Annotated in this window: 20 protein-coding genes; 8 read left to right on the forward strand and 12 right to left on the reverse strand. The window is 74.6% G+C overall.

Features of this window, described 5'->3' with window-relative positions:
• Positions 1-15: 15 nt before the first annotated feature.
• Positions 16-714, reverse strand: a complete 699-nt coding sequence (locus tag ACFVU7_RS08080; RefSeq protein ID WP_049649724.1) for a peptidyl-tRNA hydrolase — start codon at positions 712-714, stop codon at positions 16-18.
• 129 nt (positions 715-843) lie between these two features.
• On the reverse strand, positions 844-1773 hold the full coding sequence (locus tag ACFVU7_RS08085; protein WP_388044665.1) for a hypothetical protein: 930 nt from the start codon (positions 1771-1773) through the stop codon (positions 844-846).
• A 125-nt stretch (positions 1774-1898) separates the two neighbouring features.
• Here ACFVU7_RS08085 and ACFVU7_RS08090 point away from each other — a divergent pair, with 125 nt between their 5' ends.
• Together ACFVU7_RS08090 and ACFVU7_RS08095 are read left to right on the forward strand one after the other, a co-directional pair.
• Positions 1899-2270 (forward strand): YbjQ family protein, encoded by a 372-nt coding sequence (locus ACFVU7_RS08090; protein WP_049649739.1) that lies wholly within the window; start codon positions 1899-1901, stop codon positions 2268-2270.
• Between the two features lie 66 nt (positions 2271-2336).
• Positions 2337-3530: an NAD(P)-binding domain-containing protein gene (locus ACFVU7_RS08095; protein WP_388044666.1), complete on the forward strand. Its 1194-nt coding sequence runs from the start codon at positions 2337-2339 to the stop codon at positions 3528-3530.
• Positions 3531-3573: 43 nt separating this feature from the next.
• On the opposite strand, the gene paaE is transcribed toward ACFVU7_RS08095, so the two are convergent.
• The 8 genes from paaE to ACFVU7_RS08135 all read right to left on the reverse strand — a co-directional run bounded on the left by paaE (position 3574) and on the right by ACFVU7_RS08135 (position 12702).
• On the reverse strand, positions 3574-4752 hold the full coding sequence (gene paaE, locus ACFVU7_RS08100) for a 1,2-phenylacetyl-CoA epoxidase subunit PaaE (RefSeq protein ID WP_388044667.1): 1179 nt from the start codon (positions 4750-4752) through the stop codon (positions 3574-3576).
• The gene (paaD, locus tag ACFVU7_RS08105) at positions 4753-5421 is read right to left on the reverse strand and encodes a 1,2-phenylacetyl-CoA epoxidase subunit PaaD (RefSeq protein WP_388044668.1); all 669 of its coding nucleotides are present in this window, start codon (positions 5419-5421) and stop codon (positions 4753-4755) included.
• The gene (paaC, locus tag ACFVU7_RS08110; RefSeq protein WP_388044669.1) at positions 5415-6338 is read right to left on the reverse strand and encodes a 1,2-phenylacetyl-CoA epoxidase subunit PaaC; all 924 of its coding nucleotides are present in this window, start codon (positions 6336-6338) and stop codon (positions 5415-5417) included. The genes paaD and paaC overlap by 7 nt, the downstream gene beginning before the upstream one ends.
• Positions 6339-6351: 13 nt before the next feature.
• On the reverse strand, positions 6352-6618 hold the full coding sequence (gene paaB / locus ACFVU7_RS08115; RefSeq protein WP_220450137.1) for a 1,2-phenylacetyl-CoA epoxidase subunit PaaB: 267 nt from the start codon (positions 6616-6618) through the stop codon (positions 6352-6354).
• Positions 6619-6701: 83 nt separating this feature from the next.
• Positions 6702-7703: a 1,2-phenylacetyl-CoA epoxidase subunit PaaA gene (gene paaA / locus ACFVU7_RS08120; RefSeq protein WP_388044836.1), complete on the reverse strand. Its 1002-nt coding sequence runs from the start codon at positions 7701-7703 to the stop codon at positions 6702-6704.
• A gap of 332 nt (positions 7704-8035) precedes the next feature.
• Complete coding sequence (locus ACFVU7_RS08125) at positions 8036-9688, reverse strand: M20 family metallopeptidase (protein WP_388044670.1); 1653 nt, start codon at positions 9686-9688, stop codon at positions 8036-8038.
• A gap of 855 nt (positions 9689-10543) precedes the next feature.
• Complete coding sequence (locus tag ACFVU7_RS08130; RefSeq protein ID WP_049649719.1) at positions 10544-11203, reverse strand: response regulator transcription factor; 660 nt, start codon at positions 11201-11203, stop codon at positions 10544-10546.
• Positions 11200-12702: a histidine kinase gene (locus ACFVU7_RS08135; protein ID WP_388044671.1), complete on the reverse strand. Its 1503-nt coding sequence runs from the start codon at positions 12700-12702 to the stop codon at positions 11200-11202. Before ACFVU7_RS08135 ends, ACFVU7_RS08130 begins: the two co-directional genes overlap by 4 nt.
• A 197-nt stretch (positions 12703-12899) precedes the next feature.
• Here ACFVU7_RS08135 and ACFVU7_RS08140 point away from each other — a divergent pair, with 197 nt between their 5' ends.
• From ACFVU7_RS08140 to ACFVU7_RS08160, 5 genes are all read left to right on the forward strand, one after another.
• Positions 12900-13787: a class I SAM-dependent methyltransferase gene (locus ACFVU7_RS08140; protein ID WP_388044672.1), complete on the forward strand. Its 888-nt coding sequence runs from the start codon at positions 12900-12902 to the stop codon at positions 13785-13787.
• A 49-nt stretch (positions 13788-13836) separates the two neighbouring features.
• Positions 13837-14139, forward strand: coding sequence for a GNAT family N-acetyltransferase (locus ACFVU7_RS08145; protein ID WP_049649718.1), 303 nt, complete (start codon positions 13837-13839; stop codon positions 14137-14139).
• 280 nt (positions 14140-14419) lie between these two features.
• A complete protein-coding gene (locus ACFVU7_RS08150) occupies positions 14420-15433 on the forward strand; it encodes an aldo/keto reductase (protein WP_388044673.1) in 1014 nt (337 codons plus the stop codon).
• A gap of 80 nt (positions 15434-15513) precedes the next feature.
• Positions 15514-16101, forward strand: a complete 588-nt coding sequence (locus ACFVU7_RS08155; protein ID WP_074004228.1) for a TetR family transcriptional regulator — start codon at positions 15514-15516, stop codon at positions 16099-16101.
• Between the two features lie 107 nt (positions 16102-16208).
• A complete protein-coding gene (locus tag ACFVU7_RS08160) occupies positions 16209-17132 on the forward strand; it encodes an ADP-ribosylglycohydrolase family protein (RefSeq protein WP_380783010.1) in 924 nt (307 codons plus the stop codon).
• A 101-nt stretch (positions 17133-17233) separates the two neighbouring features.
• Here the strand turns inward: ACFVU7_RS08160 and ACFVU7_RS08165 are convergent, their stop codons facing one another.
• Positions 17234-17497 carry a GlsB/YeaQ/YmgE family stress response membrane protein gene (locus tag ACFVU7_RS08165; protein WP_063780048.1) on the reverse strand — a complete coding sequence of 88 codons (264 nt, stop codon included), beginning with the start codon at positions 17495-17497 and terminating at the stop codon, positions 17234-17236.
• A 208-nt stretch (positions 17498-17705) separates the two neighbouring features.
• Positions 17706-17972, reverse strand: coding sequence for a GlsB/YeaQ/YmgE family stress response membrane protein (locus ACFVU7_RS08170; RefSeq protein WP_117491020.1), 267 nt, complete (start codon positions 17970-17972; stop codon positions 17706-17708).
• 246 nt (positions 17973-18218) lie between these two features.
• On the opposite strand from ACFVU7_RS08170, the gene ACFVU7_RS08175 reads away from it, so the two are divergent.
• Complete coding sequence (locus tag ACFVU7_RS08175; RefSeq protein ID WP_388044674.1) at positions 18219-19463, forward strand: glycosyltransferase; 1245 nt, start codon at positions 18219-18221, stop codon at positions 19461-19463.
• Positions 19464-19467: the final 4 nt, after the last annotated feature.

The raw sequence follows: 19467 nt of genomic DNA on the forward strand, positions 1-19467 counted from the left end.
TCGCCTGTCAGCCCGTCACCGCAGCGCCGGGTGCTCCGCGATCACCGTGCAGCTCCCGGGCGCGATCTCGGTGAAGCCCGCGTCCTGGACCACCGGCAGCCCGCTGCGGACGAGCTCCTCCCACGCCTCCGGCGAGGCGGTCCGGACCGCGAGCGCGAAGCCGGCCTCGGCCCACTCCTTGCGCTGCGCCTCGTCCAGCCGCCACCACGCGAGCTGGGCGGCGTGCCCGGTCTGCGCCATCGTCTTGCCCGCGCTCATCTCCAGCTCGGGGTTGAGCCACAGCACCGGCAGCCCCGGCTCGGGCGCGCCGACCTCGGCCGTCTCCTCGAGGTCCGTCCCGGACACCTGGAGCTTGGCGAGTTCCTTCGGCCAGCCGTCCAGCGGGACCGGCGGGAACACCCGCACCTCGGCCTCCCGCCCGTGCACCGTGACGCCCGGCAGCTCGCCGGCCCGGCGCCACTCCCCGCCCCGGGCCCGCCGGACCACCTTGCGGATCCGGGCGTCCTCCCAGGCCTCGACCCGCTCCGCCCACTCGCCGCCCGCCTCGGTCACCCGGGGGTCGGCGAGCAGGGTGAGCACCGCCCGCGCCGAAGTCTCCAGCGCGTCCGTCCGGCCCGGCGGAGTGGCCCGCTCCAGCCGGACGACCAGCGGCAGCACGTACTGCGGCCGCTCGTCGCGGTCCTCGCGCGACGGGGCGTCGCCGGGGTCGGCCACCGGAGCGGGGGCCGGGGTAAGGGGAGTCGGGGCGTCGGAAGGAGAAGTCACCCGTCCAGGATGCCAGCCCCGCCCCGACCGACTCGGCCCGCCCCGTCCGCCCCGGTAGTCACTCCGGCACTCGCGCCGTCAGCGCCGGTAGCCGCGCTGCGGGTCCCGCTCCTCCGCGTCCTCGTACATCAGGAACCAGCCCTCCGGGTGGGTGGCCGCGAGCAGCATCTCGGTGCGCTGCTCCGCCGCCAGCTCCGGATCGCCCTCGTCCGGCCCGTAGACCCCGAACAGCTCGTCCTGGCAGCCGTCCCAGTCGTAGTCGTACAGGTCGGCCGGGAGGTCGCCCATCATGTCCGCCACCGACTCGGGTTGCGCACCGAGCAGCGCCCGGGCGTCCACCAGGGCCATCCGCAGCGCGATGTCCTCGGCCAGGCAGCGCGGCAGCGGCCACTCGCCGAGCGCGAGGTCGTCGGCGAGGTCGTCGAAGGCCCGGGCCATCGCGCGGCGCCAGCCCCGGTGCATCCGCCAGGTGCGTTCGGGAAGCCGGGCGAAGACCGTCCAGTCCACGTCATCGCTGTCGGCGACCGCCTCGTCCCCGTGCTCGTCGAGGTCGTCGTACGCGGCGTCGGCCAGGCCGATCAGCTGGGCGTGGAGCAGGCAGGCCGTGCGCGGGGTGAGCGTCCAGTCCGCGCCCGCGCCGCCCTCCTCCTCGTCGCCCTCCAGCGGGAACAGGTCGGCGAAGTCCGGTGTGAAGTCCTCCGTGACGCTGATCTCCAGCGTGCCGCCGATCGCCTCCACCCCGGGGATGGCGGCCACCAGCCGGTCCGGATGCAGCAGCGCGCCGAGCGCCGCGTTGGCGTCCTCGGCTACCTCGCACAGCAGTTCGCGGCGCTGCCCGGCCGGGTCGACGCCCCCGAAGTCCAGCTCCTCGACGGCCCTGATCGCGGCCGCGCGCAGGGCCGGCCAGTCGGTGATCCGCAGGCCCAGCACCACCGTCGCCTCGATTTCCTGCGCGCCGGAGTCCTCCGCCGCGCCCGGCCCCTGTGGATGATCACTTCGCTCGCCCATGGGGCTAACGGTACGGCCTTTCGGTCGCCCGATCACCGGTCCGGACCAGCTTCCGGGAGCCTTCTCGGCCACCGCCCGGCCCCGCCGCTGTCACTCGGACGCAGGAGTTTGGCAGGATGAACCGCATGGCTGACATCAACGAGTACGGCGGCGGGCAGGGCCCGAACGCCGACGTCCTGGTCGTGACCACCAACGACATCCCCGGTTACCGGGTCGACCACGTGATCGGCGAGGTCTTCGGGCTGACCGTCCGCAGCCGCCACGTCGGCAGCCAGATCGGTGCCGGTCTGAAGTCACTGGTCGGCGGCGAGCTGCGCGGTCTGACGAAGACCCTGGTCGAGAGCCGCAACGAGGCGATGCAGCGGCTGATCGAGCAGACCAAGGCGCGCGGCGGCAACGCCGTCCTGATGATGCGCTTCGACGTCACGGAGGCGGCCGCCGTGGGTACCGAGGTCTGCGCCTACGGCACCGCCGCGGTCATCTCCCCGGTCTCCTGACGTTCCTCCTGTGACATTCCCCTCCTGACCGGGGAACACCCGCCGACCCCCCGATGTTTCTCGGGCGTGACTGTTTACGGTGCAACGAACAGCGTTCCGGAACGGGTGGACGTCCTGGTGGTGGGCGCCGGACAGGCAGGTCTGTCCGCCGCCTACCACCTGCACCGCCGCGGCTTCGCCCGTCACCGGACGGGCCTCGACGGCGGCTTCGTCGTCCTCGACGCCAACGCCGTCCCCGGCGGTGCCTGGGCGTACCGCTCGCCGTCCCTGCGGATGGCCACCGTGCACGGCGTCCACGACCTCCCGGACGCCGAACTCCCGCCGCCGGACCCGGACGCCCCCGCGCGCGAGGTGGTGCCGGAGTACTTCGCGGCGTACGAGGCGCAGCACGCGCTCCCGGTCGTACGCCCGGTCGCGGTGCGCGCCATACGCGCTGAGTCCGAGCGCCCGGACTCCCGGCTGCTGGTCGAGACCGACCGCGGCACCTGGTCCACCCGCGCGCTGATCAACGCCACCGGCACCTGGACCCGCCCGTTCCTCCCGCACTACCCGGGCCGCTTCGCGGGCCGCCAGCTGCACTACGCCGAGTACCGCGGCCCCGAGGAGTTCACGGGCAAGCGGGTGCTGGTGGTGGGCGGCGGCGCCTCGGCGGTCCAGGTGCTGTCGGAGGTCGCCGCGGTCGGCGAGACGGTGTGGGTGACCCGTTCCGAGCCCGTCTACCACGACGGGCCGTTCACCCCCGAGTACGGGCGCGCGGTGGTCGCCAAGGTCGAGGAGCGGGTCCGGCAGGGGCTGCCGCCGCGCAGCGTGGTGAGCGTGACCGGGCTCGGCCCGTCCGTCGCCTACCGGCGCGCCGAGGAGCTGGGCGCGCTGCACCGCCGACCGATGTTCGACCGCCTGACCGAGCACGGGGTCGCCTGGGGAGACGAGGAGCTGGCCGTGGACGCGATCGTCTGGGCGACCGGCTTCCGGCCCGAGGTCGGGCACCTCGCTCCGCTCGGGCTGCGCTCCCCCGGCGGCGGCATCGCGCTCACCGGCACCCGGGCCACCGCCGACCCCCGCGTCCACCTGGTCGGCTACGGCCCGTCCGCCAGCACCGTCGGCGCCAACCGAGCCGGGCGGGCGGCCGTCAACGACCTCGTCAAGCTGCTCGGGGACCCTGCGCCCGGGCGGCCGACGATCGCCGACCCGACGGTCGGCAGCCCGACCGTCGGGAGCCCGGCGCCCGGTGACCCGGTCATGGAGCCCGCCACCGTCTGAGGCTCGGCGATCGTGATCCGGTCGGCGGGCGGTGGTGGCCCGCTCAGCGGTCGTAGTCCACGGTCACCCGGTCGGTGAGCGGCCGGGCCTGGCAGGTGAGGACGTAGCCGGCGGCCAGCTCCTTCTCCTCCAGCGCGAAGTTGCGGCGCATCTCCACCTCGCCCTCGGTGACCAGGGCGCGGCAGGTGCCGCACACTCCGCCCTTGCAGGCGAACGGCAGGTCGGGGCGGGAGCGCTGGGCGCCGTCCAGGATCGAGCGGTCGCGCGGGAGGCAGAGCGTGCTGCCGCGGCCGTCGAGGACGACGGTGACCTCGCTCCGCGGGCCCGACACGCCGTCGGCGAAGCCGCCGGACGAGGCGTCCGTCCGGTCCCAGTCCTCGTCGCGCTCCGGGAGCGGCTCGTCCTCGGCGTGGAACAGCTCCTGGTGCACCCGCTCGCCCGGCACCTCCAGCTCGGCGAGCAGGTCCTTCGCGCCCACGACCATGCCGAACGGGCCGCACAGCCACCAGTGCCCGACGCTCCCGACGTCCACCAGCGCCGCCAGCAGCGCGCGTACCCGCTCCGGGTCCAGCCGGCCGCTGAGCAGTTCGGCGTCCCTGGTCTCCCGGGAGAGCACGTGGACCAGCTGGAAGCGGTCGAGGTAGCGGTCCTTCAGGTCGGCCAGCTCGTCCGCGAACATCACGCTGTCACTGCGCCGGTTGCCGTAGAGCAGGGTGACGGTGGAGCTGCGGTCGGCCGCGAGCACGGAGCCAGCGATCGACAGCATCGGGGTGATCCCGGAGCCGGCCGCGAGCAGCACGTGGTCGGCCGGGACGCCGAGCTCGGGGGTGAACAGGCCGGACGGCGTCAGCACCTCCACCTCCTCGCCCGGCTTCGCCTCGCGCACCAGCCAGCGTGAGAACAGCCCGCCGGGCACCTCCCGGACGGCGATCCGCAGCGGCCCGCCGACCGGGGCGCAGATCGAGTACGAGCGGCGCTCGTCGGTGCCGTCCACCAGCTTGCGCAAGGTCAGGGTCTGCCCGGGGCGGAAGGCGTACTCCTCCGCCAGCCCGACCGGCACCGCGAAGGTCACCGCGACGGCGTCCTCGCAGAGCCGCTCGACCCGGTCGATCCGCAGCCGATGGAAGGTCGGGCGGCGGGCGGGGCGGATGCCGGTCCCCTCGGCGTCGGGGGCGGACCCGGCGGCGAAGGAGGCGGGAGCGGCGGAGGAAGCGGCGGGCATTCAGATCTCCTTGACGCGTTCGAACGGCTCGCGGCAGGCCCGGCAGCGCCAGAGCGCCTTGCAGGCGGTGGAACCGAAGCGGGACAGCTCCTCCGTGTCGGCGTCGCCGCAGCGCGGGCACGGCACGGGGGGTGCGGCGGCGGTCCTCGGCGCGGCGGCGGTGGTGGGCGCGGCCAGGGTGGTGGGCGCGGTCGCGGTTCCGGTGCGGGTGGGACCGAGGGTGAGCGCCACCGGTCCGGCCGCGGCGACGGCGGCGGTGGGGCGCGGCGGGGCGATGCCCGCCTCGGCGAGCTTGCGACGGCCCTCGGCGGTGATCAGGTCGGTGGACCACGGCGGGTCCAACCGCAGCCGCACCCGGACGTCCGGGTACCCGGCCGCGCGCAGCCGGCGGTCCACGTCGGCGGCCATCTCGGCAACGGCGGGGCAGCCCGAGTAGGTCGGGGTCAGCCAGGCGGTCACCGTGCCGCTGCCGCCGTCCACCCCGACCTCGGCGAGGACTCCCAGGTCGGCCAGGGTGAGCATGGGCAGCTCCGGGTCCGGCACGGCCGCGGCGACCGCCCAGGCCAGCTCGCGGGCCGTCGGGTCCGCAGTGCCCGTCGCGACCGTCCCGCCCGTCGGCTCCGCGGTGCCCGTCGGCCCCGGGCCCGTCACGACGTCGCCGGTCACCATGTCGCCCCCGGGTGGGCGCGGGCCAGCACCTGGAACTCGGCGAGCAGCAGGCCGAGCGCCTCGGTGTGCACACCGTCCCGGCCGGCCAGGCCGAGGACGGTGGCCAGCGGCGGTACGTCCGGCACGGTCAGCCCGGCCTCGGCGAGGACGGCGCCGAGCGAGCGCAGCACCGGTTCGCGCAGGGCCGCCGGGTCGACGCCCACCCGCCGCTCCACCGGGTGCGCCGTGAACAGCTCCTCCAGCAGCGGCCAGACCGCGTCCAGCCCGGCCTGCATCCGCCCGGAGGAGTACGGCGTGCCGTCGCCCAGGCGCAGGGTCCAGGCGGTGGCGTACTCCCGGTGGTAGGCCAGCTCCTTGACGCCCCGGGCGGCGACCGCGGCCAGCACCGGGTCGGGGTGCGCGCTCAGCGCCTCGTAGAGGGCGCCGCGCGCGGTGGCGAACAGCAGCAGCCGGGCGATCGAGTACGCGAAGTCACCGTTCGGGGCCTCCACCAGGCGGACGTTGCGGAACTCGTGCTCCTCCCGCCAGTACGCCAGGTCGTCCTCGGTGCGGCCGGTGCCGTCCGCCTGGCCGGCCCGGGTGAGCAGCAGGCGGGCCTGGCCGAGCAGGTCGAGGCCCAGGTTGGCGAGCGCGACCTCCTCCTCCAGCTCGGGCGCCCGGGTGCACCACTCGATCAGCCGCTGCGCGAGGACCAGGGCGTCGTCGCCCAGCATCTGGCAGTAGGCGGAGAGGTCGGCGCCGTCCAGACCGGGGGGCAGCGCGGTGTCCACGCCGAGCAGGGGATCGGCGAAGCCCGTCCCGTACGCCCAGCGGCCCTCGCCCTCGGGGCCGGGGGCGGCGTCGGCGAGGCTGAGGTAGACGTGGTCGTCCTGGCCGGTGCCGGCGGTGGAGGTGGTGGAGGTGGTGTGGTCGTGCACGGTGGCTCCCCCGTCAGATGTGCGGGACATCCTCGGGGATGTCGTAGAAGGTCGGGTGGCGGTAGACCTTGTCGCCGCTGGGCTCGAAGAACGGGTCGCGCTCGTCCGGGGTGGAGGCGGTGATCGCGTCCGAGCGGACCACCCAGAGGCTCACGCCCTCGTTGCGGCGGGTGTACAGGTCGCGGGCGGCGAGCAGGGCCATCCGGTCGTCGGCGGCGTGCAGCGAGCCGACGTGGACGTGGTTCAGCCCGCGCCGGGGACGCACGAACACCTCGTACAGCGGCCAGCCGGCCTTGGGACCGGCTTTGGAACCGGCCTCGGGCCCGGCCTTGGGCCCGGACGGGGAGCCAACCTGGGGGTCGGTCACTTTCCGTTCTCCTGTTCGGTCACATTGGTGGCTTCGGAGGCTTCCGTGGGCCCGGCGGCCTCGGCCGCGCGCTTGGCCGCGTAGGCGACGGCCGCCTCGCGCACCCAGGCGCCGTCCTCGTAGGCGGTGCGGCGGCGTTCGACCCGCTGGGCGTTGCAGGGGCCCTGGCCGTGGATGACCCTGGTCAGCTCGGACCAGTCCGGCTCGCCGAAGTCCCAGCCGCCGCGCTCCTCGTTCCAGCGCAGCTCGGGGTCCGGGAGGGTGACGCCCAGGTGCTCGGCCTGCGGGACGGTCATGTCGACGAAGCGCCTGCGCAGCTCGTCGTTGCTGTGCCGCTTGATCCGCCAGGCCATCGAGCGGGCGGTGTTCGGCGAGTCGGCGTCCGAGGGGCCGAACATCATCAGCGACGGCCACCACCAGCGGTCCACCGCGTCCTGGACCATCCGGCGCTGGGCCTCGGTGCCGCGCATCAGCGTCATCAGGAGCTCGTAGCCCTGGCGCTGGTGGAAGGACTCCTCCTTGCAGATCCGCACCATCGCGCGGGCGTACGGACCGTAGCTGCAGCGGCAGAGCGGGACCTGGTTGCAGATCGCGGCGCCGTCCACCAGCCAGCCGATCACGCCGACGTCGGCGAAGGTGAGAGTCGGGTAGTTGAAGATCGAGGAGTACTTCTGGCGGCCGGAGATCAGCTTCTCGGTGAGCTCGGCGCGGTCGACGCCCAGGGTCTCGGCGGCGGCGTAGAGGTAGAGGCCGTGGCCGGCCTCGTCCTGGGCCTTGGCGAGCAGGATGGCCTTGCGGCGCAGGGACGGGGCCCGGGTCAGCCAGTTGCCCTCGGGCTGCATGCCGATGATCTCGGAGTGGGCGTGCTGGGCGATCTGGCGGATCAGGGTGGCCCGGTAGGCGTCGGGCATCCAGTCCCTGGGCTCGATCCGCTGCTCGGCGGCGACGACCGCCTCGAACCGATCCTCCAGCGTCTGCGCGGGGACCGTCTCGGCCACCTCTGCTGTCACCACAGTCCCCTCTCGTGTCCTGCCCGGTCGGTCGCCTGGAGCACCGACCAACCGACTGACCGTTCGGTCGGTACCATTCTGCGCGGAGGGGCGGAGGGATGGCAAGGCGCGCAACAGATAACAGCTGACAGATTCTGAAATCTGTCAGCTGTTATCTGTCGGCTGTCTTCTGTTCTCCGTTCGCTGCTCTACGTCCGCTGCTCTACGTCCGCCGTCCGCCGTCCGCCGTCCGCTGTCCGCCGTTCTACGTTCGCCGCCGCCGACTGCCGGGGGCCGGCGACCGGCGACCGGCTCCCGGCCGTCAGCAGCTCACCGCCGGCTCAGCCCTCCGCGCGGTCGCGCAGTCGCGGCAGCGGCACCGCGAGCAGCGCCGCCAGCAGGGCGATCCGGGGAGCGATCTGGTCGACCCGGATGTGCTCGTGCCGGGCGTGGGCCCCGGCGCCCACCGCGCCGAAGCCGTCCAGGGTCGGAAGCCCGCGCGAGCCCGGCAGGTTGGTGTCCCCCGCCCCGCCCGCCGGAGCTCCGTCCAACTGCTGCCCGAGCACCGCGGCGAGCGAACGCACGTGCCGCAACAGCGGGTTGCCGGTCCGCTCCGGCCAGGCCGGACGGCTGGACAGCACCTCCGTACGGACCCGGGCGCCCGGACGCAGCGCGGTGAGCCGGGCGAGGTTGTCCAGCGTACGGCGCTGCGCCTCGACCGTGGCGAAGCGCAGCCCCAGCTCGGCCTCGGCCCGGCCGGCGACCACGTTGGCGCGCGAACCACCGCTGATCCGACCGGCGTTGAGCTCGGTGCCGGGCTGACCGGCGAGGTCGCGCACCAGCACGAGCTGGTCCACCAGCTCGTCGACCGCGGACACCCCGTCGTGGGCGTCGTTGCCCGCGTGCGCCTCGCGGCCGGTCACGGTGAGCCGCACCCGGGTGCTGCCGCGCCGCGCGGTCTTCAACCGACCGTCGGGGTGCGGCGGTTCGAGGCCCAGGACCGCGGCGGCTCCGCGCAGCTGGCGCTCGACCAGGCGGCGTCCGTCGGGGCTGCCCACCTCCTCGTCGGAGACCACGACCAGGCGGACGGTCCGGTGCGGGCGCTCACCCAGGTCCGCGAGCACCGACAACGCCCCCTCCAGGATGGCGAGTCCGCCCTTCATGTCGACCACGCCGGGCCCGGTGAGCCGGCCGTCCTCCTCCGTCACCGGCCAGTCCGCGAGGGTGCCGACCGGCCACACGGTGTCGTGGTGCCCGACGATCAGCAGGTGCGGCAGGGACTCGTCCCGACCCTCCCACTCCAGTACGAGGTGGTCGCCGGCCGGTCCGGGTTCACGCCGGGCGGTGGCACCGGTGGCACAGAAGCCGGCCGCCAACTCCTCGGCGAGCGCGTCGAGTCTGGGGGCGTCCCCACTGGGCGACTCGATCCGCGCCAGGTCGACGCAGCGACGCCGGACGGCCCCGGCGAGGGTGCGGGCCCGGGTGCTGAGCGCCTGCGGCACACCGGGCAGCGCCGTGGTGACGGCGGCGGCCGGGCCCGTCGCGGGCTTCGCGACGACGTTCTTCGCCACGACGTTCTTCGTCACAGGGCTCTTCGTCACGGGGCTCTTCGCCGCCGCGGCCTTCGCGACGACGGGTTTGGTGAGGGCGGATTTCGTGAGGGCGGACTTGGCGGCTGCGGTCGTGGTGACGGCCACCTTGGCCGCGACGGTCTTCGCGGCACCGGAAGCGGCCGCGGTGGCCTGGACCGAAGCGGCGGGAAGCGCAGGGGCCGAGACCGTAGTGCCCGGGTCCGCAGCGGCAGTTGCGGTGCCGGCGGCGGTGCCGTTGGTGGTGGTAGCGGTGGCTGCGGCGGTAGCGGCGGCGGCGGTCGCAGTGGCCGTGGCGGCGGCAAGGGCCTCACCGTCGGTGGCGGCCGGGACGGCGACCGACGTCGGGGCGGGTTCCGCGGCGGCGCCCGGTGCGGCGGGCGACCCGACGATCTGGGGACTCAACGCTCGCCTCCGCGGCCGCCGCCGGTATACAGCGGCCGTGCCGGCCGACCGCTCCCGCCCGGGTACCAGGCCCGGCCGGACCGCACCGGCCGACCGGGATGATGAGCGGCCCACCGAATCGGCCTGTCTGGCCCAAGTACGGTGGAACGGTTGGGCGGCGTGCTTGGCATGTGCGTCCTCCTCGCTCGATCCGGTGGCCCCGGTCCGCCCGGAGCCCCGTGGACGGCGGCTTCGTGGCGGTGGGCGCAGTGGCCGGACCGCCGCAGGGAAGCCGAGATGTGAGCCTAGAAGAACCGTTCGGTTTCCTGCGAGGTGGCCCTGTTCCCAGCGTGCCGGTACCGGGCCCCGCTTAGGACAACACCCGTCCGCTTTCGGCGCGGGCGCTCGGCGCGCGGGCCTGGATCGGCGCGCGGACGCGGTCGCCGGATCGCGCCCATCTCCACCATGGACCCGCCGCCCGAGTTCGGCAGCGCAAACGGCCAAGGCACGGCATTTCCACGCCGGATGGGTGACAGCGGCTCAGCACGCGATACGAACCGGGAGCACGCGGCGGCTCATGGAAGCCCGCTTCGACGTCCGCCCCGACTCCGGAGGAACGTCCGGGGAACGCCAAGGTGAACACCGGCCGATGCCGTGCCCCGATGTGCCCCACCGAGCCCCACCGAGCCCCACCGAGCCCCGACGTGCTTCGGCTGCAACCCCTGGCACGACAGGGCGGCACCCCGGAACAGCGGGACAGCGCCCGGATATGCGCGTGCGCGAACGTTCGCGAACGTACCCGCGAGTGCACGACCGATCGGCACCCCGGCACCTGGGCACCCGAACCCGGGCCCGGCCGATCCCAGCCGTCCGTCCTCAGCCGCCGTCGCCCATCAGCCCGGCGTCGCGTGCGAGCAGCGCCGCCTGGACCCGGTTGGCGACTCCGAGCCCGGTCAGGATCCGACTGACGTGCGCCTTGACCGTGCTCTCCCGCATCCCGAGCACACCGGCGATCTCGGCATTGGAGAGCCCGTCGGCGAGTTCGCGCAGTACGTCCGTCTCCCGCGGGGTGAGTCCGGCGGCCCGGCTGCGGGCGGCCACCGACCGGGGCGCCCCGACCCGGTGGTAGCGGTCGATCAGCCGCCGAGCGGCCGCCGGGTGCAGCATCCCCTGGCCGCCGGCGACGACATGGACGGCCCGGGCGATCTCCGCGGGCGGGGTGTCCTTCAGCAGGAAGCCGTCCGCCCCGGCCGCGAGCGCCTGGTACACGTACTCGTCCAGGTCGAAGGTGGTGAGGGCGATGACCCGCGGACCGTCGGGGAGTTCGCGCAGCCGCCGGGTGGCGGCGATCCCGTCGAGCCGGGGCATCCGGATGTCCATCAGCGCAACGTCGATCCGCCGACCGGCGGCGAGCTCGACGGCCTGCAGCCCATCGGCGGCCTCGGCGACCACGGTGAGCTCCGGGTCCTGGGCCAGGAGGTCGACCAGGCCGAGACGGACCAGCGCGTCGTCGTCGACCACCATTGTTCGGATCATGCGGCGTCCTTCGGCTGCGGCTTCGGTTCCTGCTCAACGTGCTTCGCCCGCGTCGGTTGCGTCGCTTGCGTCGATTGGTTCGGCTGCGTCGGTTCCTCCGGTCGCTTCGGTTGCTTCGGTGGCTCCGACTGCTTCACTCCTCGCGCCCCCTGCGCCCCTTCCTGCGATTGCCGCGCCCCTGGCGTCCCCTTCCCCCGCTCCGGCCGCGGCGACGCCCGCCCGGGGTGCGCCACCGCGCGCGCCGACTGTGGATCCGGACCGTCGCCACGGAGCCGGGCGGAAGCCTCGTCCGGCACCGCCTGCGGCGGGCGGTCCGGCGCGGGCAACCGGGCGGAGAGCCGGAAGCCGCCGCCACCGTCCGGACCGGCGTCGAAGTGGCCGCCGAGGGCGCCGACCCGTTCGGCCAGCCCCACCAGCCCGTACCCGCCGCTGGTGCCCGGCCCGCCCAACGGCGCCTCGCCCGGGCCGTTGCGGACCTCGACCGTCGTCGCCGGCGCCCCGTAGCCGACCCGGACGGTGACGGGCGCGGCGTGCGCGTGCTTGCGGGCGTTGGTCAGCGCCTCCTGCACCAGCCGGTGCACGGCCAGCCGGTGGGTGGTCGGGATGCTCTCCGGCTCCCCGGAGAGGGTGAGTTCGACCCGTTGGCCGGCCTGGGTCGCCTCGCCGACGAGCTCGGTGAGGTCGCGCAGTGCGGGCGCCGGGACGCGCCCGGCCTCGACGGGCACGGACGGCTCGCCTCCCGTGGCGGGCGGGGCCGACGGGTCGGCCCGCAGCGCGCCCAGGACGTCGCGCAGGTCGTCGAGCGACCGGGCGGCGGTGGTGCGCAGCAGTTCGAGGCGGTGGGTGAGCCGGTCGGGGTCGTCGGCGACGGTGCCGGCCCTGGCCTGGTCGCGCAGCACCCCGGCGTGCAGGACCAGGAGGCTGAGCCGGTGGGCCAGCACGTCGTGCATCTCCCGGGCGATCCGGGCCCGTTCGGCGGACCGGGCCTGCTCGGCGCGCAGCTCGCGCTCGCGGCGCAGCGCGTCGACCTGCTCGTGCAGGGTGCGGATCAGCACCCGTCTGCCCCGCAGCCACAGGCCGACCGCCATGGTGGCGGCCTGGAGCAGGAGTTGGGACCCGGCGGTACCCGCCCGGCCGACCAGTGAGTCCACACCCACCGCACTGGCCACCGCGATGACCGAGCCGCCCGCCATCGCCAGGCCCGGCCGGCCGAGGTAGGCGAGGTGGAAGACGCTGAACAGGCCGGGGACGGCCCGGTTGAACAGCCCGCCCGTGAGCACCGGCAGCACGGCCGAGGCCACGGGGTGGCGGCGGGCGAAGAAGAGCGAGACCGCGGCGAGCGCGGCGACGACCGTGCGCGGCAGGCGCAGCGGACCGTCGGTCTGCGTCCACTGGGCGAGGGCCTCCTCGATGGTCAGGCCGAGCAGGCCGAGCAGCAGCAACGTGTCCGTCCCGGCCCGGTGGTCCGGCCCGTACCAGCCGAGCACACTCCGGCGCATGGTGCTCCTCCTTTCCGCTCTCCTCGGCCCGAAAGCCTTCCGTACGTCCACCCTTGGGCACCTCGGGCTCGATGCTAGGGGCGCTCGGCCGCGGAGCGCCTCTGTCTTCCGGGTAACCGCACCCTCGACTTTCGTCGGGGGTCGGCGCCGCTGACCGGCCGATTCACGGCGGCTCCGCCCTGCCTAGCGTCGACGGCATGACCAACGAACGGCTCCACCACCGTCCGGACTCCCCTTCCCCCCTGTACAGTTCGCCCGTCGGCGGCGACCACCTGCTGTTCCTCGCCGAGGCCCTGCGCACCTTCCACGACACCGGCGCGCTGGCCCCGAGCGGCCCGGAGCTGGTGAACGCCCTGGTGGTACCGGTCACCAGCCGCCCGAACCGTCCGATCTCGGTGCTGGAGGTCGGCGCCGGCACCGGCGTGGTCACCCGCCGACTGGCCCAAGTACTGCGCCCGGGCGACCGGTTGCACGTCGTCGAGGCCAACCCGCGGTTCGCCGAACGGCTGCGGGAGGACCCGGTCCTCGCCGCACGCCACCCCGGGGTCGGCCTGCGACTGTCGGCCTGCCGGGTCGAGGAGCTGCCGGAGTGCCGTCGACCGGCGCCGGAAGGGGCCCGGGCGGAGGACCGCGGGCAGCGGTACGACGTGATCGTGTCCGGGCTGCCGTTCACCAACTTCGAGCCCGCACAGGTGCGCGACATCCTCGACCTCTACCTGCGGCTGCTGGCGCCCGGCGGCGAGCTGACGTACTTCGGGTACCTCGGCACGACGACGGCGCGCAGCCTCACCTCCGGCCCCCGCCGGGGCGCCCGCCACCGGGCGGTGGTCCGGCTGCTGCGGCGGTTCGAGCAGGCGTACGGGCTGGGCGAGCGCACGGTGTGGCGCAATGTGCCGCCCGCCCGCGCCTGCCTGCTGCGGTCGCCGGGCGGCCGCGAGACCTGGGCACCGGCCGGGAGCCCCGCCGTCGAGCCCGCTGTCGGGCCGGCGGTCGAACCAGCACCCCCGGACAAGGCACCGAGCACGACGACCGCCACGGACACAACGTCCGGATCGGCGGGCGGGGCGGCCCCGCTCCCCCGATGATGGACCGGGGCCGGGCCCGGCTCCGACTCTCCCGCAGTGAGGAGCCGCGATGACCATCTCGGTACGTGACGTGGAAGCCCGGAACCGCTTCGAGGCCTGGGAGGACGGCAAGCCGGCGGGCTTCGCCGAGTACCTGCGCAGCGACCAGCTGGTGGTCTATCCGCACACCGTGGTCGAGCCCGCCTTCGAGGGCCGGGGCATCGGCAGCGCGCTGGCCCGCGCCGCCCTGGACGACGCCCGCGCCCGCGGCCTGTCCGTGCTGGCCACCTGCCCCTTCATCAAGGGCTGGATGCTCCGCCACCCCGAGTACACCGACCTCGCGTACGAGAACCGGAGCCGGGTCGCCGACTGATGTCGGCTTCGGCGCGGGCGTCTGCCGCCATGCCGCAGTCGCCCGCCCGCCCGCACGTCCGCCCGCCCGCACGTCCGCACGTCCGCACGTCCGCCCGACCGACCGCATGTCCGCCCGCCCGCCCGTCCGCCGAACAAATGACAGTCGACAGATTTCAACTTTCAGATAACAGACGACAGCGAACAGATTTTGAAATCTGTTCGCTGTCGTGTCACAGTGAGACCCGGGTCACCCTGCTCCTGCCCCTTCCGGCACCGCACCCGCCCCCTTGGAGTCACCCGTGTCCTCCCACACCCGCCCCGCCCGGCGCACCCTCGGCACCACCGGACCGGTCACCTCGGCCCTCGGCCTCGGCTGCATGGGCATGTCCGACCTGTACGGCCCGGCCGACGAGGCCGAGAGCATCACCACCATCCACGCCGCCCTCGACGCCGGGGTCACCCTCCTCGACACCGGCGACTTCTACGGCATGGGCCACAACGAGCTGCTGATCCACGAGGCGCTGCGCGGCCGCGACCGCGAGAGCGTGCAGATCAGCGTGAAGTTCGGCGCCCAGCGCGGCCCCGACGGCCAGTGGCTCGGCTACGACGCGAGCCCCGCCGCCACCAAGACGGCGCTCGCCTACACCCTGCGCCGCCTGCACACCGACCACGTCGACGTCTACCGCCCGGCCCGTCTGGACCCTGGCGTCCCGGTCGAGGAGACCGTCGGCGCCATCGCCGACCTGGTGAAGGCCGGCTACGTCCGCCACATCGGGCTCTCCGAGGTCGGCGCCGACACCCTGCGCCGGGCCGCCGCCGTCCACCCGATCAGCGACCTCCAGATCGAGTACTCGCTGCTCTCCCGCTCGATCGAGGCCGCCGTCCTGCCCGCCGCCCGCGAGCTCGGCATCGGCATCACCGCGTACGGCGTGCTCTCCCGCGGCCTGCTCGGCGGCCACTGGGACCGGGAACGCGCCCTCGCCGGGACCGACTTCCGCAGCCACAGCCCTCGCTTCCAGGGCGAGAACCTGGCCCACAACCTGGCGCTGGTCGAGGCCCTGCGCGAGATCGCCGTCGCACAGGGCGCCACCGTCGCCCAGGTCGCCATCGCCTGGGTGGCCTCCCGCGGTCAGGACGTCGTCCCGCTGGTCGGGGCCCGCCGCCGGGACCGCCTGACCGAGGCCCTCGGCGCCCTCGACGTCGCGCTGACCGAGGCCGACCTCGCCGCCGTCGAGGCCGCCGTACCCGCCGGCTCCGCCGCCGGTGACCGGTACGCTGCCGCACAGATGGCCCACCTGGACAGCGAGCGCTGACCGCACCACCAGCGCCGTCGCCGCACCACCGGCGCCATCGCCGCACGACCCGACCGCACGACCTAAGGACGGACCTCCCCGTGACCACGGACACCACACTCACCGCCGAGCAGATCCTGAGCGCGGCGGAGGACGTCCTCCGGCGGTTCGGCCCGGCCAAGGCCACCGTCGTGGACGTCGCCCGCATCCTCGGCGTCAGCCACAGCAGCGTCTACCGCCACTTCCCCAGCAAGGCCGCGCTGCGCGAGGCGGTCACCCAGCGCTGGCTCGACCAGGCGCACCACGAGCTGTCGACCGTCTCCAACGAGGGCGGCCCCGCCTCCGAGCGGCTGCAGCGGTGGCTGACGGCGCTGTTCACGGCCAAGCGGAAGAAGGCGCTGGACGACCCGGAGCTGTTCGCCACCTACATGGTGCTGGTCGAGGAGAACAGCGGCCTGGTGGACACCCACGTCGACACCCTGGTCGACCAGATCGCGCGGATGGTGGCGGAGGGCATCGAGACCAAGGAGTTCAAGCTCGCCCACATCCGCAACACCGCCCGCGCCGTCTTCGACGCGACCGGCCCCTTCCACGACCCGGCCTACGCCTCCACCTGGTCCACCCCCGACGTCGACGACCGGTTCGACGCCGTCTGGAAGCTCGTCCTCGGTGGCCTGAAGGCGAAGTGACGAACCGTCAGCAGATGTGGCGCCGGCGAGCGGAGGAATAACCGCTCGCCGGCGCCCCGCCCGTCCGGCAGACTGCCGCACACAGTTGATCTCACACGGAGGATGACATGCGTGCGGCCCGCCCGGTCCTGGACAGCCTGGAAGGACTCGCCCTCGGCGACGCCTTCGGCGACCGGTGGTTCTCGGTCCCGCTGGACGAGGCGCCCGCCGCGCTCGCCGCCAGGCTGGTCCGGCCCGCACCCTGGCACTGGACCGACGACACCGCCATGGCACTCGTGCTGGTCCGCCACCTGCTCGACGCGGGCGAGGTCCGACCGGACGCGCTCGCCCGGGAGTTCGCCGCCGAGTACGCCCGCGAGTACGGGCGCAAGTACGGCCCGTCGATGCACCGGGTCCTGCGCGGGATCGGCGCCGGCGGGGACTGGCGCGCCATCACCGCGGCCCAGTTCGAGGGCCAGGGCTCGCACGGGAACGGCGCCGCGATGCGGGTCGCGCCGCTGGGCGCCTGGTTCGCCGAGGACCTCGACACGGTGGTCCGGCAGGCCGAACTGCAGGCGCTCACCACCCACTTCCACCCGGAGGCCGTCGCCGGTGCGGTGGCGGTCGCGCTCGCGGCGGCGCTGGCGGTCCGCAGCCGGGGCGGAAACCCGCCCAGCCGGGCCGAGTTGCTGACCGAGATCGCCGGACGGCTGCCGGACAGCGAGGTCCGCTCCGGGCTCCGGATCGCCGCCCGGATGCCCGAGCACACCAGCGTCCGGCACGCCGCCACCGTGCTCGGCTCGGGAGCGCTGATCTCCGCCGCGGACACCGTGCCGTTCGCCCTCTGGTCCGCGGCCGGGCACCTGGACTCGCTGCCGGAGACCGTCTGGAACACCCTGGAGGGCTGGGGCGACAAGGACACCACCTGCGCCATCGCCGCCGGTGTGGCCGCCGCCCGGACCGGGCTCGCGGACGTGCCGCCCGGGTGGCTCGCCGCGCGCGAGCCGCTCCCGGGCTGGGTCGCCGAGGCGTCCCGGACCGCCGACCGGTAACCGGGCGGTGCCGGGTGCTGACCGCCCGGCTTCAAAGCCCGGCGGTCAGCACCGAACCATCAGCGCCGAGCCATCAGCATCGAGCCGTCAGCACCAGATGGTCAGCGCCGGGCGAGGAAGCGGAGCACCTTGTAGCCGAAGAGCAGGACCATGGCGCCGCCGATCGCCGACACCCAGGTCGTGACGTCGAGGAAGCTCACCTTCACCGTCCCGTGCATCCAGTGCGAGACGATCCAGGTGCCGATGTAGGAGCCGGTGATGCCGATCAGGGTGCTGCCGATCAGGCCGCGCTCCCCCCTCGACATCGCCATCCTGGCCAGTGTCCCCGACACCAGGCCCAGCACGATCCACGCCATCCAGCTCATCCGCCGCCCCTTGCGTCATCGGTGTGGCGACCCCGTCGAGCCCCCGGGTCCCGTTCGGAAGGACGTACGAGGGCCTCGCACCGTTCCAGCACCGGCAAGGACCGGTTCGAACCGGCCATCCGGGCGCCGTCGTACCGGTCGGCGGAACTCCCCTCCCCCGGCACGCCCCGCCGTCTCCCGGACGCCGGGGCCGCACCGAACCATTCCGTCAGCGGCGCGAGTTGCCGAACAGCAGCCGGTAGGCGATCAGCAGCACCAGGGCGCCGCCGATCGCCGACACCCAGGTCGCCGCGTCGAAGAAGTGCGCGGAGATCGAGCGGTGCATGAAGTGCGATGCGATCCAGCCGCCGACGAAGGAGCCGGCGATGCCGATCAGGGTGGTCACGATCAGGCCGCCCGGGTCCTTCCCCGGCAGCAGCAGCTTGGCCAGCGCACCGGCCAGCAGGCCCAGCACGATCCACGCGACGATGCTCATCCGGCATCCCTTCCCGTCCAAGGCGCGACGGCCCCGTCCCGTCCGCTCTGCCCGCAAGGACGCCACCGCCCGCCGCCCGGTTCCGCCACCCGCGTCGGCCGCCCCGGTCGGCCACCCGCGCAGCACCGTCCGAACCCGGCGGACGAACCCAGCGGACGGGACCGGCCGACGACACCGGCCGCCCAGGCCGGACCGCCCGCGCGTGGCGCCCTTCCCGCGCGCCGCCCGCGCCGAAATACTGCGGCCATGCGCATCCTGATCGCCACCGCCGGCTCCCGGGGCGACGTGGCCCCCTTCACCGGGCTCGGCGTCCGGCTGCGGGCGGCCGGGCATCAGGTGGCCGTCGCCACCCACGACACCTTCGCCGAGTCGGTACGGGCCGCCGGGCTGGAGTTCCGCCCACTGCCGGTCGACTCGCGCACCGAACTCGCCTCCGCCGAGGGCCGGCGCCTGCTGCGGGCCGGCAGCGGACCGGGCGCCGTCCTGCAACTCCTGCGGCTCGGCCGGAGGTTCATGCCCGCACTCGGCGACGGCATCGCCGACGCCACGGCGCTCGGGACCGACCTGCTGCTGACCACCAGCACCACCAGCGCACTCGGCCAGGTAGCCGCCGAGGCGGCCGGCATCCCCAGCATCGGGCTGTACCTCCAACCCCTCGCCCCCACCCGGGAGTTCGCGCCCGCCGTCACCGGCACCCGATCGCTCGGCCGGTCCGGCAACCTGCTGGCGGGACACGCCGTCCAGGCCGCGACCGACCAGCTGTTCGTCCCGGCCGTCCGCGGGCTGCGCCGTCGGCTCGGCCTGCCGCCGCTCGGCATCGCCCGGGCCCGCCGCAACCACCCCGTCCTGCACGGCTTCTCGCCACTGGTGGTGCCCCGACCCGCCGACTGGCGCCCCCGACTGGAGGTGGCGGGCTACTGGTGGCCGGCCGACCGGCCGGACTGGCAGCCCCCGGCCCGGCTGCTCGACTTCCTGGCCGCCGGGCCGCCGCCGGTCTTCGTCGGCTTCGGCAGCCTGGTCGTCCCCGACGCCGAGCGGCTGACCGCGACCGTCCTCGCCGCCGCCCGCGCCGCCCGGGTGCGCCTCCTGCTCCAGTCGGGGTGGAGCGGACTGGCCGCCGAGGACTCGGACTCCGTCCTGACCGTCGGCGACACCCCGCACGACTGGCTCTTCCCCCGCACCGCCGCCGTGGTCCACCACGCGGGTGCCGGCACCACGGCCGCCGCCCTCCGCTCCGGGACCCCCGCCGTCCCCGTGCCCGCCCAGCTCGACGCACCGTTCTGGTCCGCCCGACTGGCCCGGCTCGGCGTCTCCCCCGGCCCCGTCCTCCTGCGCGGCCTCACCCCCGCCCGCCTCGCCACCTCCCTCCGCCTGACGCTCGACGACCCCCGCTACCGCACCCGCGCCCGAGCCGTCGCCACCGCCCTGGCCGCCGAGGACGGCGCGGCCAAGGTCCTCGCCGCCGTCGAACGGGTTTCAGCGAACAGCTGACAAC

It is taken from the genome of Kitasatospora sp. NPDC058046 (assembly GCF_042885595.1).
Lineage (GTDB): Bacteria > Actinomycetota > Actinomycetes > Streptomycetales > Streptomycetaceae > Kitasatospora.

Excerpts from the sequence above, each read along its gene's own strand:
- ACFVU7_RS08130 (WP_049649719.1), bottom strand. The coding sequence starts at position 11,203 with ATGATCCGAACAATGGTGGTCGACGACGACGCGCTGGTCCGTCTCGGC.
- ACFVU7_RS08145 (WP_049649718.1), top strand. The coding sequence starts at position 13,837 with ATGACCATCTCGGTACGTGACGTGGAAGCCCGGAACCGCTTCGAGGCC.
- paaE (WP_388044667.1), bottom strand. The coding sequence starts at position 4,752 with ATGCCCGCCGCTTCCTCCGCCGCTCCCGCCTCCTTCGCCGCCGGGTCC.
- ACFVU7_RS08160 (WP_380783010.1), top strand. The coding sequence starts at position 16,209 with ATGCGTGCGGCCCGCCCGGTCCTGGACAGCCTGGAAGGACTCGCCCTC.
- ACFVU7_RS08175 (WP_388044674.1), top strand. The coding sequence starts at position 18,219 with ATGCGCATCCTGATCGCCACCGCCGGCTCCCGGGGCGACGTGGCCCCC.
- ACFVU7_RS08135 (WP_388044671.1), bottom strand. The coding sequence starts at position 12,702 with ATGCGCCGGAGTGTGCTCGGCTGGTACGGGCCGGACCACCGGGCCGGG.
- ACFVU7_RS08085 (WP_388044665.1), bottom strand. The coding sequence starts at position 1,773 with ATGGGCGAGCGAAGTGATCATCCACAGGGGCCGGGCGCGGCGGAGGAC.
- paaD (WP_388044668.1), bottom strand. The coding sequence starts at position 5,421 with ATGGTGACCGGCGACGTCGTGACGGGCCCGGGGCCGACGGGCACCGCG.
- ACFVU7_RS08090 (WP_049649739.1), top strand. The coding sequence starts at position 1,899 with ATGGCTGACATCAACGAGTACGGCGGCGGGCAGGGCCCGAACGCCGAC.
- ACFVU7_RS08140 (WP_388044672.1), top strand. The coding sequence starts at position 12,900 with ATGACCAACGAACGGCTCCACCACCGTCCGGACTCCCCTTCCCCCCTG.
- ACFVU7_RS08170 (WP_117491020.1), bottom strand. The coding sequence starts at position 17,972 with ATGAGCATCGTCGCGTGGATCGTGCTGGGCCTGCTGGCCGGTGCGCTG.
- ACFVU7_RS08165 (WP_063780048.1), bottom strand. The coding sequence starts at position 17,497 with ATGAGCTGGATGGCGTGGATCGTGCTGGGCCTGGTGTCGGGGACACTG.